The sequence below is a fragment of the Porticoccus sp. genome (genome assembly GCF_965660005.1).
In the GTDB taxonomy this organism is placed as follows: Bacteria; Pseudomonadota; Gammaproteobacteria; order Pseudomonadales; family Porticoccaceae; genus Porticoccus.
The window spans coordinates 15,607-30,832 of sequence record NZ_CBFHYF010000006.1; the positions used below are offsets into that span (position 1 = coordinate 15,607).

General features: G+C 54.3%; 14 protein-coding genes and 1 pseudogene. 1 reads left to right on the forward strand and 14 read right to left on the reverse strand.

Annotated elements, in window-relative coordinates:
• Nucleotides 1-3 precede the first annotated feature (3 nt).
• The 13 genes and pseudogenes from ACTF5G_RS02725 to ACTF5G_RS02785 form a co-directional block, all read right to left on the reverse strand.
• Nucleotides 4-1,170: a (2Fe-2S)-binding protein gene (locus tag ACTF5G_RS02725; protein ID WP_438951331.1), complete on the reverse strand. Its 1,167-nt coding sequence runs from the start codon at nucleotides 1,168-1,170 to the stop codon at nucleotides 4-6.
• Nucleotides 1,168-1,895: pseudogene (locus tag ACTF5G_RS02730) on the reverse strand (NAD(P)/FAD-dependent oxidoreductase); the annotation flags it as partial. The gene ACTF5G_RS02725 and the pseudogene ACTF5G_RS02730, both read right to left, overlap by 3 nt.
• Before the next feature lie 436 nt (nucleotides 1,896-2,331).
• Nucleotides 2,332-3,084, reverse strand: a complete 753-nt coding sequence (tatC, locus tag ACTF5G_RS02735) for a twin-arginine translocase subunit TatC (protein WP_438951288.1) — start codon at nucleotides 3,082-3,084, stop codon at nucleotides 2,332-2,334.
• A complete protein-coding gene (tatB, locus tag ACTF5G_RS02740) occupies nucleotides 3,081-3,407 on the reverse strand; it encodes a Sec-independent protein translocase protein TatB (RefSeq protein ID WP_438951289.1) in 327 nt (108 codons plus the stop codon). The genes tatC and tatB overlap by 4 nt, the downstream gene beginning before the upstream one ends.
• Nucleotides 3,408-3,439: 32 nt before the next feature.
• Nucleotides 3,440-3,682 (reverse strand): twin-arginine translocase TatA/TatE family subunit, encoded by a 243-nt coding sequence (gene tatA, locus ACTF5G_RS02745; protein WP_438951290.1) that lies wholly within the window; start codon nucleotides 3,680-3,682, stop codon nucleotides 3,440-3,442.
• Between the two features lie 18 nt (nucleotides 3,683-3,700).
• Entirely contained in the window at nucleotides 3,701-4,045 is a 345-nt protein-coding gene (locus ACTF5G_RS02750) for a phosphoribosyl-ATP diphosphatase (RefSeq protein WP_438951291.1), read from the reverse strand.
• Nucleotides 4,042-4,425: a phosphoribosyl-AMP cyclohydrolase gene (hisI, locus tag ACTF5G_RS02755; RefSeq protein WP_438951332.1), complete on the reverse strand. Its 384-nt coding sequence runs from the start codon at nucleotides 4,423-4,425 to the stop codon at nucleotides 4,042-4,044. Before hisI ends, ACTF5G_RS02750 begins: the two co-directional genes overlap by 4 nt.
• Before the next feature lie 57 nt (nucleotides 4,426-4,482).
• A complete protein-coding gene (gene ubiB, locus ACTF5G_RS02760; protein WP_438951292.1) occupies nucleotides 4,483-6,090 on the reverse strand; it encodes a ubiquinone biosynthesis regulatory protein kinase UbiB in 1,608 nt (535 codons plus the stop codon).
• A 2-nt stretch (nucleotides 6,091-6,092) separates the two neighbouring features.
• On the reverse strand, nucleotides 6,093-6,755 hold the full coding sequence (locus ACTF5G_RS02765; RefSeq protein ID WP_438951293.1) for a ubiquinone biosynthesis accessory factor UbiJ: 663 nt from the start codon (nucleotides 6,753-6,755) through the stop codon (nucleotides 6,093-6,095).
• Entirely contained in the window at nucleotides 6,755-7,504 is a 750-nt protein-coding gene (gene ubiE / locus ACTF5G_RS02770) for a bifunctional demethylmenaquinone methyltransferase/2-methoxy-6-polyprenyl-1,4-benzoquinol methylase UbiE (RefSeq protein WP_438951294.1), read from the reverse strand. The genes ACTF5G_RS02765 and ubiE overlap by 1 nt, the downstream gene beginning before the upstream one ends.
• Nucleotides 7,505-7,622: 118 nt before the next feature.
• On the reverse strand, nucleotides 7,623-9,332 hold the full coding sequence (locus tag ACTF5G_RS02775) for a GNAT family N-acyltransferase (protein WP_438951295.1): 1,710 nt from the start codon (nucleotides 9,330-9,332) through the stop codon (nucleotides 7,623-7,625).
• Between the two features lie 34 nt (nucleotides 9,333-9,366).
• Nucleotides 9,367-10,218: a diguanylate cyclase domain-containing protein gene (locus ACTF5G_RS02780; protein ID WP_438951296.1), complete on the reverse strand. Its 852-nt coding sequence runs from the start codon at nucleotides 10,216-10,218 to the stop codon at nucleotides 9,367-9,369.
• A gap of 90 nt (nucleotides 10,219-10,308) precedes the next feature.
• Nucleotides 10,309-13,005, reverse strand: coding sequence for a cation-transporting P-type ATPase (locus tag ACTF5G_RS02785; protein WP_438951297.1), 2,697 nt, complete (start codon nucleotides 13,003-13,005; stop codon nucleotides 10,309-10,311).
• A gap of 208 nt (nucleotides 13,006-13,213) precedes the next feature.
• Between ACTF5G_RS02785 and ACTF5G_RS02790 the strand changes: the two genes are divergently transcribed.
• Complete coding sequence (locus tag ACTF5G_RS02790) at nucleotides 13,214-14,479, forward strand: acetyl-CoA hydrolase/transferase family protein (RefSeq protein WP_438951298.1); 1,266 nt, start codon at nucleotides 13,214-13,216, stop codon at nucleotides 14,477-14,479.
• Here ACTF5G_RS02790 and ACTF5G_RS02795 read toward each other — a convergent pair.
• On the reverse strand, nucleotides 14,476-15,111 hold the full coding sequence (locus tag ACTF5G_RS02795; RefSeq protein ID WP_438951299.1) for a DUF3047 domain-containing protein: 636 nt from the start codon (nucleotides 15,109-15,111) through the stop codon (nucleotides 14,476-14,478). The genes ACTF5G_RS02790 and ACTF5G_RS02795 overlap by 4 nt on opposite strands.
• Nucleotides 15,112-15,226: the final 115 nt, after the last annotated feature.

Below are 15,226 nucleotides of genomic sequence, written 5' to 3' on the forward strand. Positions count from 1 at the left end.
GCATCAGTAGTAATACACGGTGAGGATATGGAAAGCCAACAGCACAGGCAGGGGCCATGACACAACGATGTGCAGCCACTGCATAGACTTTCTTGTACCCTGAGCGGTACCTGTTCGCAGTTTGTGACCCAGGCCAATGGCGCCACTGGTAAAGGCACCCATCAGTAGTACCGCCAGAAAATTAATGATCAGCAATTGATTGAGGTTGGATCCCAGGTGAAAACCGCTGTGCAGCACCAGAGTGATACAGCACAGCACACCCAGTGAGGCATGGATGAGACGCCATCCGGAAAACTTGCCCATCCAGCGCCAGGACAGGCGTTTGCGCAGTGACATTAGTAAACCGATGGCTGTCAGTCCCAGCAGGGTGAAGCCGGTGACCTGTTTCCAGAATTTGTCATTCCAGATGCCCTCGAACCAGCCCTGCTGCTGGACGCTGTCGGCTACCTCTGCCTCCGGCCAGAGGGCGATCAGTGTTACCAGTGCGATGGCCAGTGCTGCACCGACAGTGAGGATGGTGGCTCCGGATTCCCTCTCCATACCGACAACGCCCAAAAGCTGTTGCAGCAGGGGTTTGCACGAGCCGCAGACGGTGCCGGCCCGGGTGCAATCCTGCAGCTGGAGCAGTGTGCTGCCATTGGTGGCGATTGCACTGGAAAGTTCGCCGCGACTAATATTGTTGCACTGGCAGATGATGGTGCCACTGGGCCAATTGGCAATATCGCTACTGCCCTTGCCCCATAAGGTGCCGGTCAGATAAAAATGGAGCAGGTGCCAGAATCGAATTTTTCGCGCATGCTGATAGGCCTCCTGAACGCGCCGGGATTCCGGCCAGTTGCCAATGGCTACCGCACCGATGATCTTGCCCCTGAGCAGCACCAGTTTGCGATAGGCGCCGTTCGACTTGTCAAAATATTGCAGTTCTCTCTGGAAAGGTCTGCTGGGCAATTCACTGATTTCCCCGAGACTGCAGACATCAGTGCCGACCACTTTGAGGTGGCTGACGGCCATGGATCCCAGATAGCGCGGCAGGTTTTGCTGCGGTTCGCTGGCAATGATCTCCGCCGTTACCGCGGCCTGTTCGTAACCGGGGTTGACCAGTCCATAGGTGATGCCCTGGTGTTCACAGCACTCACCAATGGCAAAAATGTCGGGGTCCGATGTCCTCATCTGGTCATTGACCAGAATGCCGGTACCGACCGGGATACGGGCTTTTCTCGCCAATTCGAGGTTCGGTGTGATGCCGGTACAGAACAACACGGTATCACAGGAAATCGTATCGCCGTCACGGGTGATGACCCCGGTGACATGTTCAAAGCCCTCCACAGAGGGAACGCCGGCATTGGTGATAACCTCGATACCGAGTGCGCGGACTTCGGCTTCGAGAAGCGCTGCCGCCGGTTCATCAACCGTGAAATCTGCTGAACCACGGTGACTCTGGTGTTGAATTTGAGCAGACCCTTGGCAGCCTCCAGCCCCAGCAGGCCCCCACCAACCACGACAATATGCCGGGAGCGGAGAATTCGTGCATACAGGCTCTCTGTATCTTTGAGACTGCGAAAGCTGAAGACCCCCTGTCGTTCTGTGCCGGGAATATTGGGAATATGAGCGCGGGCCCCGGTGGCCAGCACCAGCCTGTGATACTGAAAATAGCTGCCGGTCGCATCGGTAACCGTTTTCCTTTCACGGTCAATCTCCACGATGGCGGCGCTGGTAAACCGGAAATTGGGGTGACTGCAGAGCGTTGGCAGTGGTAGATCAATATCGTCCCGGTGAATCTCACCTGCCAATAGTGCCGAGAGCTGAATCCGGTTATAGGGTTTGCAGGCTTCATCACCAAACAGATGGACGGTCAGTTGCGGTTTTCTGGCAAGCAGGTCGTGGGTAAATCGCATGCCGACAGGGCCTGCGCCTATGACAATCACATCGATGTCATTGTGCGGCTCGTCTACCAGCTATCGGGTGCTGATATCAGCAGATTCACGATAACTGTCATTGCGATGGCTGTTTGAGGCTATGGTGACCATTCGTTGTCCGTTCAATAAAAAAGCCTGTCGGACCACTGTTTAAACAAGTGATTCGGCAGGCTTCATTACCTGGAACTTCATTTGTTGCCTCTACCCGGCAAGCAGGCGCTTTTGGGGTGGCTATTGGCTATTTATATGAATGCATAATAGATGCCAACCCATTAAATAGACTTAACACATTGAAATATAAAATTTTTTGTTGTTTTTTTGAGAATATTGACGATAAAGGAGGGCAGAAATCATGCACTGTTTTTGCCTCGGAGGTGGCGTTAATGGTGCATTAATGATGGGGCAGTGATGTGGATCAGGGGTGGTTGTTATTCTCGGTAGTCGAGCGTGGTTTAATGAGCCTGCCAAACAGGATACCCACTTCAAATAGTAGCCACATGGGTATGGCGAGTAGAACCTGGGAAAGAATATCCGGAGGAGTGAGCAGCATGCCGAACACAAAGCAGAGCACAAACACATAGGGGCGCTTTTTCGCCAGGTTGTCCGGTTCTATGATCCCCATCCAGGTGAGAATCACCACGCCGATGGGGATTTCAAAACTGATGCCAAAGGCAAAAAACAGCTTCAGGACGAAATCCAGGTAGCTGCGAATATCCGTCATGACGGCCACACCCTCTGGGCCGACGCTGGTAAAGAACATGAAAACCAGCGGAAATACCACGTAGTAGGCGAAGGCCATGCCACCGTAGAACAGCAGAACGCTGGAAAAAAACAGCGGTAACACAATTTTCTTTTCACGCTGGTAAAGTCCGGGGGCAACAAAGGCCCATACCTGATAGAGAATAAATGGCATGGCGGCAAAAATTGACAGTACCAGCGTCAATTTGAAGGGTGTGAGAAAAGGTGATGCAACGTCAGTGGCTATCATTGATGACGTGGCGGGCAGGTGCAACCTGAGGGGTTCCGAGATATATAGATAGAGTTCGTTACTGAAAGAAAAAAGCCCGAGAAAAAACAACAGCACCGCAATGACACAGCGCAGCAGACGATTGCGCAATTCGATGATATGGCCAATAAAGGGTTGATTCAGAAGTTTTTCTTCGCTCATGGTTTGGTTTCGTCGGCCGCCCTGGTTGTCTCGACCAACGGCTGATCGGTATCGGATTTGGTGTCCTGTGGATTGGGCAGGTCTTCGATTTCCGCTTTGGCGTTTTTCAGGCCGCGCATCAGTTTTTCATTGTGCAGCTGCCGTCGGATATCATCCATGCCGACTTCATTTTCGAGTTCCTGCCGGAGGGAAGAAAATGTCTGCCGTATCCGGCCAATCCACAAGCCCAGAGTCCGCAGTGTCTGGGGCAGCCGTTCCGGGCCCATGACAACCAGAGCCACGACGGCGATGACTAACAGTTCGGCAAAGCCAATATCAAACATACGGCAATATCCGGCAGAGTGTTGTCATGCTTTTACTGGTCTGTGGTTTTCTTTTCGCTGACCGACGCGGCGCTGTCATCGGCATTCATTAGAGTATTGCCCACTTTTCCATCGTCGAGGGTTTTTGGGCTCTTGTCGGCATTACCGGACATGGATTCCTTGAACCCCTTGACGGCACCGCCGATATCTGTACCGATACCACGAAGTTTTTTGGTGCCAAAAATCAGCGCCACGATAATGAGAATAATTAACAGTTCCTGCCAGCCGAAGCCCATAAGTCTCTCTCTTGTCAATCAGGTTGAATTGCGTTGCGCTTTCTCTTCGAGGCCCGAGAGATTAAAGCGTCGTTCCAGCTCCCCGAGAACCGATTCAGGGCCTTCACCTAGATGAGACAGCATTACCAGCGAGTGAAACCAAAGGTCTGCGGTTTCATAAATCACTTTGCTGTTGTCATTGGTAGCCGCTGCATCCTTGGCGGCCAGAATGGTTTCAATACACTCTTCACCGACCTTCTCAAGGATTTTATTCAGACCCTTGTGATGCAGGCTGGCCACATAGGACTCCTGATGCGAATGGCCTTTACGATCTTCCAGTATCTGGCTTAATCGAGTCAATATGTCGTCACGGCAACTGCTCATGAATAAATGTCTCTGGGATCTTTGATAACGGGGTCCACCGTGTGCCACTGTCCGTCCTTCAGGACACGATAAAAACAGGATGTGCGCCCCGTATGGCAGGCAATTCCACCAAGCTGCTCAACCTGTAACACGATAACATCGCCATCGCAGTCCAGACGGATTTCCCTGACGCGCTGAATGTGCCCGGACTCTTCACCCTTGCGCCACAGTTTGTGACGCGAACGGGACCAGTAGACAGCGCGCTTTTCCGAGACTGTCAGTGACAGCGCCTCCCGGTTCATCCAGGCCACCATCAGAATGCGGCCCGTTTCGGCGTCCTGCGCAACGGCGGGCATCAGGCCATCGTCGTTCCAGGTGATTTGGTCGAGAAAGTCAGTCATGGCGGCCATTATGACAGTTGTAGTTGGATCGGCAATACGGATTTTTCAGGACGACCGTCAGCGCACTATCAATAACAGCACACCGAGTGCTGCCAGAACCAAACTGCCGACGGGCATTTGCCGGAGTGTTTCCGTCCATTCGGGAAAGGCGCTGCCCAGGCCGATGCCCAGCAGCGCTGCGCCAATCAGAGTTCGCCGCCGCCCGGATCTGACCGGGACACTGGCAGGAATTTGCTTCAGGCCGGCCTCTTTCGCCTGTAATCGCTCCAGAGTCTGAAAGACCAGCTGAGGTACCTGGGGAAACTGTTCCAGCCATTCCGGGCCGTGGCGTTTAAGCTGTTCCATCAGGGCATTGGGCTTGAATCGCTCCTTCAGCCAGCGCTCCAGAAAGGGGTGAGCCGTGGCCCACAGGTCGAGGTTCGGATACAGTTGTCGACCCAGGCCCTCGATATTGAGCAGGGTTTTTTGCAGCAATACCAGCGATGGCTGTACTTCCATATCGAAACGCCGGGCGGTGCGGAACAGGTTGACCAACAGCAGACCAAAAGAGATTTCGCGCAGGGGGCGCTCGAAGATGGGTTCGCAGACGGTGCGGATGGCAGCGGCAAACTCACCCACATTGGTGCCCTCCGGAACCCAGCCCGACAGGACATGGAGTTCTGCCACCTGTTGATAGTCGCGGCGGAAGATGGCCAGTAGATTGCGGGCCAGATAATACTGATCGGCCTCGGTCAGGGTGCCCATAATGGCGCAGTCCACCGCCAGGTATTTCGGTTGTTGCGGGTCCTCCGGATCGACAAATATATTGCCGGGATGCATGTCGGCATGAAAAAAGTTGTGCTCGAATACCTGGGTAAAAAAGATTTCCACCCCCCGTTCGGCGAGCACTTTGAAATTGGTCCCGTGCTGTTGGAGGGTGACGATATCCGTGACCGGTATTGCGTAAATGCGCTCCATCACCAGGACTTTTTCATTGGTGTGTGACCAGAATACCTCGGGTACGTAGAGCAGCGGGGAGCGATCAAAATTGCGTCGCAACATGGAGGCATTGGCGCCTTCCCGTTGCAGATTGAGTTCATCGAGAATGGTGTTCCTGTAGTCGCTGACCACCTCGGTTAAGCGCATTCTCCGGCCATCCACGGTATTGGTTTCGAGCCACCGGGCCATGGTGAACAGCAGCCTGATATCCTGGTCAATGGTTTTTTCGATACCGGGCCGAATGGCCTTGACGACGACTTCCCGCCCGTTGTGCAGTGTCGCTGCGTGGACCTGTGCCACGGAGGCGGAGGCCAGGGGCTCTCGATCAAAGTGTAGAAACAGGTTGTCGACACTGTCCTCCAGCGCCTGCTCGACAATGGCGACGAAATGGGCTTTGTCGAAAGGGGATACATTGTCCTGCAGTCTGTCCAGTTGTTGGCAGATATCCGGTGGAATCAGGTCTGGCCGGGTAGACAGTAGTTGACCGAACTTGATGAAAATCGGCCCGAGGTCTTCCAGTGCTTGCCGCAAGCGTTCACCGCGCGGTTGTTTGGGTTCGGGTAACAGTCGATTCAGCTTGAGCAGAAACCTGACTCCCCAGGGCAGTCTGTCTGCCTCGAGAAAGGTGTCCAACCGGTAACGAATGGTGGTGCGCAGGATCGTGCTGAGCCGACGGATTCTTGACATGGCTAGTCGCTGTTCCGGGGTTGGGAGTCTAGCTTGAGACTGAATTTGTGGATGCGGGCAGCCAGCCGGTCCACATCCGTACTCAGTTGGCGAATCTGCGTTCTGAAATGAGCCACCTCTTTGGCACTGGGGGTCAGTCGTATTTCCTCCTGGGCGAATTCGGCGGCAGCAGTGCTGGCCCGCTCTGCTGCCTGTGTTTGCCAGACCGTTGCCCTGCGCAGGGACTCTCCCACCAGGTGCGCGGGTACATCACCAATCAGTTTCGCCAGTGCGGCCTCCCAGTCCACATCCAGGTGTTTGAGAATCCTGCGTATCTGCCGCAGCAAATCGTGGTCGCCCTGTACTTCGACGCCCGTGCCGTAAAAGGAGACTTTGTCCTCGCCGTTTGTCGCCAGTGCTGCCAGCGACAGGGCGGTTCCCCGCAGGGTGGTATTTGCCGCTCCGTCGTAACGGGAAAGCAGGCTGATACGGTCTTCTTCAAAAATTACGTAGAAGCTCAGTGGCGGCAGGGTACAGTTGATTTCAAGAGCCTGACCGCTGACTTCACCAATGGCTTTTTGCGTGGCGGGATCGTACTTCAAGGCACTGTTGACAGCTGTTTCCACAGCCATCAAGGCAGAGCCGTGCAGTGCCAGTAGTGGATTGCGTTTCAGAAAATCAAACATCAGGGTTTGAAGCCCCGGTGTAGAGCGACAATGCCACCGGTCATATTGTGGAACTCGGTGTTGACGAAACCTGCGTCTGCCATCATCGCCTTGAGGGTTTCCTGATCCGGGTGCATACGAATCGACTCTGCCAGATACTGGTAGCTCTCGGCATCATTGGCGACCAACTGGCCTATTCTTGGCAGCAGGTTGAACGAATAAAAGTCGTATACCTTGCCCAGCAGACCACTGGTGGGCTTAGAAAACTCGAGCACCAGTAATCTGCCACCGGGTTTCAGCACCCGAAGCATGGATTGCAGTGCCTGATCCTTGTCGGTGACATTGCGCAGGCCGAAGGCGATGGTAATGCAGTCAAAGGTATTGTCCGGAAAGGGCAGATGCTGGGCATCGGCCTGAGCATAACGGATGTTGCCCGCTGTACCGCGGTCCGTCAGTTTGTTGCGGCCCACTTTGAGCATGGAGTCATTGATATCGGCCAGTACTACTTCACCGGTGGGCCCCACCAGTCGTGAAAATCTGGCAGTCAAGTCGCCGGTTCCACCGGCGATATCCAGCACCCGCTGGCCGCTTCTCACCCCGGACAACTCGATGGTGTAGCGTTTCCATAGCCGGTGGATGCCCCCCGACATCAGGTCATTCATCAGGTCGTATTTGCCAGCCACGGAGTGAAACACATCAGCGACGTGAGCGGCTTTTTCCTGCACGGGGACGGTTTTGAAACCGAAGTGAGTCGTTTTGTTGTCAGTCATGGCCCAACGCCGGATCGGTAAAGGCCGATATTGTACACCGACACCGGCGAGGTGTCCCTCCGGCAGACGGTCTCAAGGCATATTAGTGATGCGCTGGGAAATGCTGTTGTAATGCATGTCAGCCGATATAACGCTCCCGCCTGGCGGGTTTGAGGCGCGCCAGATCGACGACAATAAGACCATCCACACAGTTGGCAAAGGCCGGATCGATATTGAAACCGGCAAACTCTACACCGCCCGGCTGACAGACCTCGGTGTACTGCTTGAACAGGGTGGGTACGCTGAGGTTCATGTGGGCCAGCTCGCTTTTCAGCTGGGTGAACTCCTCCCGTTGATCCACACCGGGAAATTTTATGGCCAGCTCGGTCAGACGTTCCTGGTTGATTCGGTAGGGCAGCATCGGCTCTGCGAGGTTTTGCGGGCTGGGGTAGTGATGACTGTAAAAATATACCAGCATTTCCATGGCCCATTCGGGATAACTGTTACTCAGCGTCACCGGTCCAAACAAGTAGCGGTAGTGAGGGTTTTTGCGCAGAAAGGCGCCAATACCGTACCACAGGTAGTCCAGGCTGCGGCGGCCCCAGTATTTGGGTTGCACGAAGCTGCGGCCCAGTTCCAGCCCCTGTGCCAGGTAGGGTTTCATGGCAGGGGTGTAATCAAACAATTCTGCCGAGTAGAGCTGCCCCCGCCCCAGGTTGTCCTGGCAAACTGAAGCATCACAGAACCGGTAGGCGCCGGCGATTTCCAGTTCTTCTTCGTCCCACAGCAGCAGGTGGAAATAGTGGTGATCGTAACCGTCGATATCGCGGCGGCTGCCGGTACCTTCCCCTACTGCCCGGAAAGCGATTTCCCGCAGTCTACCGACTTCGCGCATGATCAGTGAATCGGGCTGGTAGCGGTACAGGTAAATCTGCTTGCCGTCACCGGTGCTGCCGAGCCGTTCGCATTGTTTGATCGCTTCGCGCAGCAACGCCCGGTTTTCCGGGTGAGCGATGGCACTGACGGTATTGAAGATTCCCTTTTTGTTTTGACCGATACGGTAGAGATGACGCTTGAAGAGTTTACTTTTTTCCCTTAGTGGCACGTTGATGCGCTGGTAACAGTCGTAGCTGATCGGTTCGCCGATACGAATATCCACACAGTTTCGTGCCTGTTTGAACATCTCTCTCACCAGCAGCAGGGTGGAGAGGGGTTTGGCAACGAGTGACACGCTGTAGAACAGTGCCGAATTACGACCATCCACGAATAACGGCAGTATAGGCGCCTTGCTGTTGATCGCCATGCGCAGGAAACCGTTGCGCCATTCACCATCGCGGATACCCTGGGGGCCGAGACGGGATACCTCGCCGGCGGGAAAGATAATCACCGCGCCTTCCCTGTCCAGGTGTTCGCGAATGGCGTTCAGGTTCTGGCGCGTAGTGTTTCCGCCCATGTTGTCCACTGGCAGAAGCAGGTTGTGCAAGGGCTTGATGGTGAACAACAGTTCGTTGGCCACTACCTTTGCATCCGGGCGCGCTTCTCTCACCAGTTTCAGCAGCACCAGACCGTCCAGTGAGCCGATGGGGTGATTGGCAATGATGACCACCCGGCCCTGGGTCGGAATACGGTGCCGCTCGTGGTCGCGCACGGTATAGCGGAAGTCGAAGTAATCCAGTACCTGTTCAACAAAATCGAAGCCCTGAAGATGGGGATAATCCTGCTCGAATTGCTGAAAATTCTGCTCCCGAAACAGCATCCTCAGTACCCGGATGATGGGGCGAACTAGTCTGGGGTGGCGCTGGTAGAAGCCGGGGTAGCGATCCTGGATAAAGAGTTCGATATTGAGCATGGGCTGGCTTCTCCTTTTCGACCAGCTTATTGAATCAATATGACAGATTATGGATATACCAGTGACAGCCCCGTGACAGTGTGGCCGACCGTCCCATCAGGCAGCTTCCCTGGCGGTGTCCTCTCTGTGGAAAACGGCGCAACCTTTGCCCCCTTTTTTTTGCAAGATACATAGCGCTGTCGGCATCGTTGATGAGATGGCCTATCTGTGCAGTCGCGTCTGCATCGAGAAACCGTATCCCGATACTGGTAGAGACCCTGAGTTCCTTGCCGTCAAACGAAAAGGGTGCACTAATAGTGTTGATCAGTCGCTGCGCAATCATCTCCACTTTTTTCTGGGCAACAACAGAGTCCGGGCCCAGGTTGCCGAGGATGACGATGAATTCATCCCCGCCCAGTCGCCCGACAATGTCCTCAGTGTGGGTAATGGATTTCAGTCGTTTGGCAATTTCCACCAATATGGCATCACCAGCCTCATGGCCGAACTTGTCATTGATCGGCTTAAAGCCATCCAGGTCCAGCACCATCAGGCCACCAAAAACATTATGGCGCACTGAGCCGGCCAGGGTTTTTTCCAGATGCTGATAAATAAGTCTGCGGTTGGCCAGTTGGGTAAGAGGGTCGAGGCAAGCCATATACTGGATCTGATGCAGTGTGTCGTTATGTGCCTTGACGAAGGGCTTGACCACCCAGAAATAGATAATGGGAGTGGATAAAAAGACCAGAGAAAAAGCATTCAGGGTGGCTTCCTGAAAGACGGAGATTGAGGGGGAAAGGGCGTACAGTGCTGCCATCACCAGAAACTCGGCGCCTGAGACAATGCCCACAATTCGGACAGTGACCTGTGCTTTGCTGGGCAGATCAATGGTTTTTCCGGATCGGTTCACCGGCCTTGTTTCTGGTTGTTGTTTCAGTAGATCAAACTATGGTATTGGATTCTCGAATTCATGGGTAGTCTTATGAGCTTTTCACATAAGTCAGCTGAGCTTTGCCTTTGTCAGATTTAACCGAAGTTGCTTTTCAATTTCCAGAATAACAAATACGGCGAGGCCAATGGCGACAATCAGCAGACCCTCCGTCACAGATACCGGCTCAGTATTGAAAATTGCCTGCAGGACTGGGACGTAAGTGATCGAAAATTGAGCCAGCGTCACCAGGATGACTGCGGTCCATATTGCTTTTGTGCCGCGCACAGCCCGCCAGGTCAATGATGCGCCGTAAATGTTGCGAATGAAGAACAGGCTGAATATCTCCATGACAACCAATGTATTCATTGCCATGGTCTGGGCCAGGGCAATATTATAGCCACGATCAATGGCATAAGTGTAAATACCAAAGACCCCACATACGAACAGGCTGCAGAGTAACAGAATCTGCCATACCCAGATGCCGCTCAGTAGCGGTGTACCCTGGGGGCGAGGTGGAAGGTGCATGGTATTTTCTTCTGTCGGTTCAAAAGCCAGGGCGATACCCAGTGTGACAGCCGTGATCAGATTTACCCAGAGAATCTGAATGGGTGTGATGGGCAATGCCATCCCCAATAACAGCGCTATCACAATAGGCATTGCTTCGCCGACATTGGTGGGCAGTGTCCAGCTGATGACCTTTTTTATGTTGTCGTAGACGGTCCTTCCTTCGCGGACAGCGGCCACGATGGAGGCGAAATTGTCATCTGCCAGTACCAGCTCGGCCGCCTCTTTTGCGGCTTCACTGCCTTTTTGCCCCATGGCAATGCCGACATTGGCCCGTTTCAGGGCCGGGGCATCGTTGACGCCATCCCCGGTCATGGCAACAACCTTGCCCTGGGCCTGCAGTGCCATAACCAGCCGCAATTTGTGCTCGGGGCTGGTGCGGGCAAAAACATCCGTATCGACCACAGCAGATGCCAGCTCAGTGTCGGTCATTTGATCGAGGTCCACGCCAGTCAATATCCTGTCCGGATTTTCCAGCCCAATCTGCCGGGCTATGGCGGCGGCAGTACCCGCATGGTCGCCGGTGATCATCTTTACCTGAATACCGGCCTGATGACACTCGGCCACAGCAGTAATAGCGCCCGAGCAGGGCGGATCCATCAAACCTACCAGACCGAGCAAGGTAAGCCCGTCCTTTACATCCGTCATTTCCAGTAAAAGGTGTTGCGGTTTGACATCCTTGACGGCAAGGGCCAGCACACGCAGCCCTTTTGCCGCCAGCTCTGTACTGCTCTGATGCCATTGATCTCGCTCGAGTGACACGATATCACCTGACTGGGTGTACTCGTGACTGCACATGGCGAGGATCTGTTCGGGGGCACCTTTGACAAAAATAGCCGCCTTCCCCTCATGGTTATGATTGAGGGTTGCCATAAAGCGATGCTTGGCATCAAAGGGAATGGTATCCGTTCTTGTCCAAAGGCCCTGTTCGACATGCCGATCAATGCCGGTCCTGCCTGAAAAGGCCAGTAGCGCCGCCTCCATGGGGTCTCCCTCTATACTCCAGCTTTTCTCTTTTTCATGCAGGGCACTGTCGTTGCAAAGTGCCGCCGTTCTGCCCATTTTTGTGAGTACCGGATGATCCTCCTGGCTGATGGCGATCTCATCTACATGAACCTTGCCAGAGGGCGTATAACCTTCACCATCGACTGCCAGCAACCTGTGCTGGATAACAACAGTCGTGATATTCATCTCGTTTCGAGTCAGGGTGCCGGTTTTATCCGTGCAGATGACGGATACAGACCCTATGGTTTCTATCGCTGGCAAGCGACGTACAATGGCATTTCTCCTGGCCATGGTTTGAACGCCGATAGCCAGGGTGATGGTCAATACTGCTGGCAGGCCTTCCGGTATGGCGGCCACGGTCACACTGACTACCGCCATGAAGAGTGCGTCAAAAGCCTGGTGTTGAATAAAGACACCTAAGGCCAGTATAAGGCTGGCAACGGCGAGTATCATTGCGGTGAGCCACTTTGAGAAAGTCGCCATCTGGGCCACGAGAGGCGTTGTCAGTGTTTCCACAGTGGAGAGCAGGCCGCTGATATGACCTATCTCGGTACTGCCGGCAATGGCTGTAACCACCCCTTTGCCCTGACCACTGGTCACCAACGTTCCACTGAATGCCATGCAACTGCGATCGCCCAGAGGGACTTCCTGCGTGATGGCCGCAGTCTGCTTTTCCACAGGTAGGGATTCGCCAGTAAGAATAGCCTCCTGTATTTGCAAACCATGGGTCTTGATAAGACGCAAGTCCGCTGGCACCTTGTCGCCGGGCTCCAGTAATACGATATCTCCAGGTACCAGCCGCTCGGCGGGGATGCTGTGTCGCTCACCATCCCGCAATACCGAAGCATTCGGTGACAGCATCCGACTGATGGCATCCATGGCCTTCTCGGCCTTGCCCTCCTGAATGAAACCGATCAGGGCATTGATGATCACGACGGCCAGGATGACAGCTGTATCAATCAGGTGGCCGAGCAATGATGTAATCACTGCTGAGCCGAGCAGGACATAAATCAACACGTTGTGAAAATGCACAAGAAATCGCATGACCGGGCCGCGTCGTTGGGGTTTCGGCAGGCGGTTGTGGCCAAAGCGGGCGGTCCTGCTCTCGGCTTCTCTTGTGCTCAAGCCCTGGGGCGTACAATCCAGCTCGGATAATGTGTTTTCGTAGGTGCGTTGGTACCAGGTTTCGTTTTCCATAAAATATCTGAGATCACTCCAGGACGCAGTTCGGGTTGATTGAGTAGTTGCGATGGCCAGTTTGGGGAAGTGTAACCGAACCGGTTCTGGAGAATTATTTTTTGTAGCGCGAGCAAAGTCTGGCCCGATGTATCAGAATACTGCCTGTATTCAAGTGATGTGGCAGCACTTACTTGCAGACTGATACATATCTGGAGAAGTTATAACAATGGCAGTTACTTGCAGAACAGTGGAAGAGGCATTGGCACCGATCAAATCCGGCGACAGGGTCTGGTGTCATTCCATGGCGGCAACACCCTACAGGTTGTTGGAGGCCCTGGCGATACATGTGTTGAATCTCGAAAACGTCACGCTGCTCCAGCTTCATCTGGAGCATGCAGAAGCAGTCTGCCAGCCGCAACTCGAAGGGCATTTGCGCAATCGCTGTTATTTCGTCAGTCACAGCACGCGGGAGCTGGTGAATACCGGCAAGGCAGATTATGTGCCGATATTCCTTTCGGAAATCCCCAAACTGCTGCGCAGTGGTCGCCAGCCCATCGATGTCGCCCTGATTCAGGTGTCACCCCCGGATCGTCACGGCAATTGCTCCCTCGGTGTTTCGGTGGAGGCGACTCTGGCAGCTTGCAACATGGCAAAAACTGTGATCGCCCAGATCAACCCGCAGATGCCCCGCACCCATGGTGATGCGGCCATTTCATTGAGATCCATCGACTTCGTTGTGGAGATCGACAGTGAGATCCCCAGCTTTCCGCCATCACGGCCAAAAGATGAACACCTGCAGATTGGTGGTCATGTGGCAGAGTTGATTCGCGATGGCGATTGCCTGCAAATGGGCATCGGTGCGATACCGGATGCGGTGCTGGCACACCTCGGTAGTCATCGACACCTGGGCATTCATACAGAAATGTTTTCCAGTGGTGTACTGCCACTGGTGGCCTCTGGTGTTATCGACAACAGCAACAAGGTGATTCAGCCGGGCAAAATGGTCACCAGCTTTATTCTGGGGTCCGATGCGCTGTACGACTTTATCGCGGATAACACAGAGGTGCTGTTTCTCGATGTCGAGTATGTCAACAACCCGGCAGTCATCCGCAAAAACCCCCAGGTGGTATCGATCAACAGTGCGATTCAGATTGACCTGTCCGGTCAGGTTTGTGCCGATTCCATTGGGGGCAAGGTTTATTCGGGTTTTGGCGGGCAGGTGGATTTTGTTACCGGTTCCCAGCTTTCAGAGGGTGGGCGCTCGATTATTGCAATGCCTGCCACCGCGCTCTCGGGCAGTCAATCACGTATCGTCAGCCATCTGGCCGACGGTGCGGGTGTGGTGACCTCGCGCGCCCAGGTGGATTTCATTGTGACGGAATATGGTGTTGCCCACTTGCATGGTCGCAGCCTTCGCGAACGGGCAGAACGGTTGATTGCCATCGCGCATCCGGATTTCCGGGAGACTCTGGCAAAAGCTGCCAATATCTAGTCCGCTGAAAACCAGATGTCGCCATACCATGCCCGGGCGCGAAGCCCCGTGTTGTCGGTATCGGTCATCAGGGCGACGGCCGCGATCTCACCCGGTTCCTCGCCGAACAGACGCCGATAATCGGCCAGTACATCCCGTTGTTCCTGTACCCATTGACCCTGCAACCCGTGACCACCCCGGACAGCGATCATCCGGGCATTTGAAGTGAAGGCGTTGGGCCATTCGCTACCCGCGGGCTGGTTGCTCGACCAGACATAATTGATGGCGCGGGTGCGCCAGAACATGAGCCCACCGGAAAACACCACATAGAGTCGCGCCGGGTAATCATCACCAGCCTTGCTGCGTTCGTTATGGCCACTGAGCAGATTGTCCACTTTCCAGGACCAGCTCAGCAATGGCGTCTGCTTCAGGTCTATTGCGATTTCCCGGAACAGGCCCGAGGCACTGGCCTGGCTGTCAGCGAGCAGTACCTGTTGGCCGTCATCGACAACCAGTTGATAGTCGGTTTTTGTGGCAAACGCCTTGGTGTGCCACTGGTCGAGTTGGCCGGCGGAGAAATGGCCAACCTCGATTCGCTTTACTTCCGCGAAGGCTATCCCGGAGCAGGGCAACAGTGCAGCGATCAATGCCACTTTCAGCCATACTGCTATTAATTGACAGGTCGTTGATGGTGAATGGGACAAATACATATTTAGATCCGCCAACGTGTGTTGCCCGGTTAGCTGTCACAAAGAACCGGGTGCGCAA

Coding starts and splice junctions, on each gene's coding strand:
- ACTF5G_RS02785 (WP_438951297.1), bottom strand. CDS start 13,005: ATGGAAAACGAAACCTGGTACCAACGCACCTACGAAAACACATTATCC.
- ACTF5G_RS02790 (WP_438951298.1), top strand. CDS start 13,214: ATGGCAGTTACTTGCAGAACAGTGGAAGAGGCATTGGCACCGATCAAA.
- ACTF5G_RS02765 (WP_438951293.1), bottom strand. CDS start 6,755: ATGTTTGATTTTCTGAAACGCAATCCACTACTGGCACTGCACGGCTCT.
- ubiE (WP_438951294.1), bottom strand. CDS start 7,504: ATGACTGACAACAAAACGACTCACTTCGGTTTCAAAACCGTCCCCGTG.
- tatA (WP_438951290.1), bottom strand. CDS start 3,682: ATGGGCTTCGGCTGGCAGGAACTGTTAATTATTCTCATTATCGTGGCG.
- ACTF5G_RS02750 (WP_438951291.1), bottom strand. CDS start 4,045: ATGAGCAGTTGCCGTGACGACATATTGACTCGATTAAGCCAGATACTG.
- tatC (WP_438951288.1), bottom strand. CDS start 3,084: ATGAGCGAAGAAAAACTTCTGAATCAACCCTTTATTGGCCATATCATC.
- tatB (WP_438951289.1), bottom strand. CDS start 3,407: ATGTTTGATATTGGCTTTGCCGAACTGTTAGTCATCGCCGTCGTGGCT.
- ACTF5G_RS02775 (WP_438951295.1), bottom strand. CDS start 9,332: ATGCTCAATATCGAACTCTTTATCCAGGATCGCTACCCCGGCTTCTAC.
- ACTF5G_RS02725 (WP_438951331.1), bottom strand. CDS start 1,170: ATGAGGACATCGGACCCCGACATTTTTGCCATTGGTGAGTGCTGTGAA.
- ubiB (WP_438951292.1), bottom strand. CDS start 6,090: ATGTCAAGAATCCGTCGGCTCAGCACGATCCTGCGCACCACCATTCGT.
- hisI (WP_438951332.1), bottom strand. CDS start 4,425: ATGACTGACTTTCTCGACCAAATCACCTGGAACGACGATGGCCTGATG.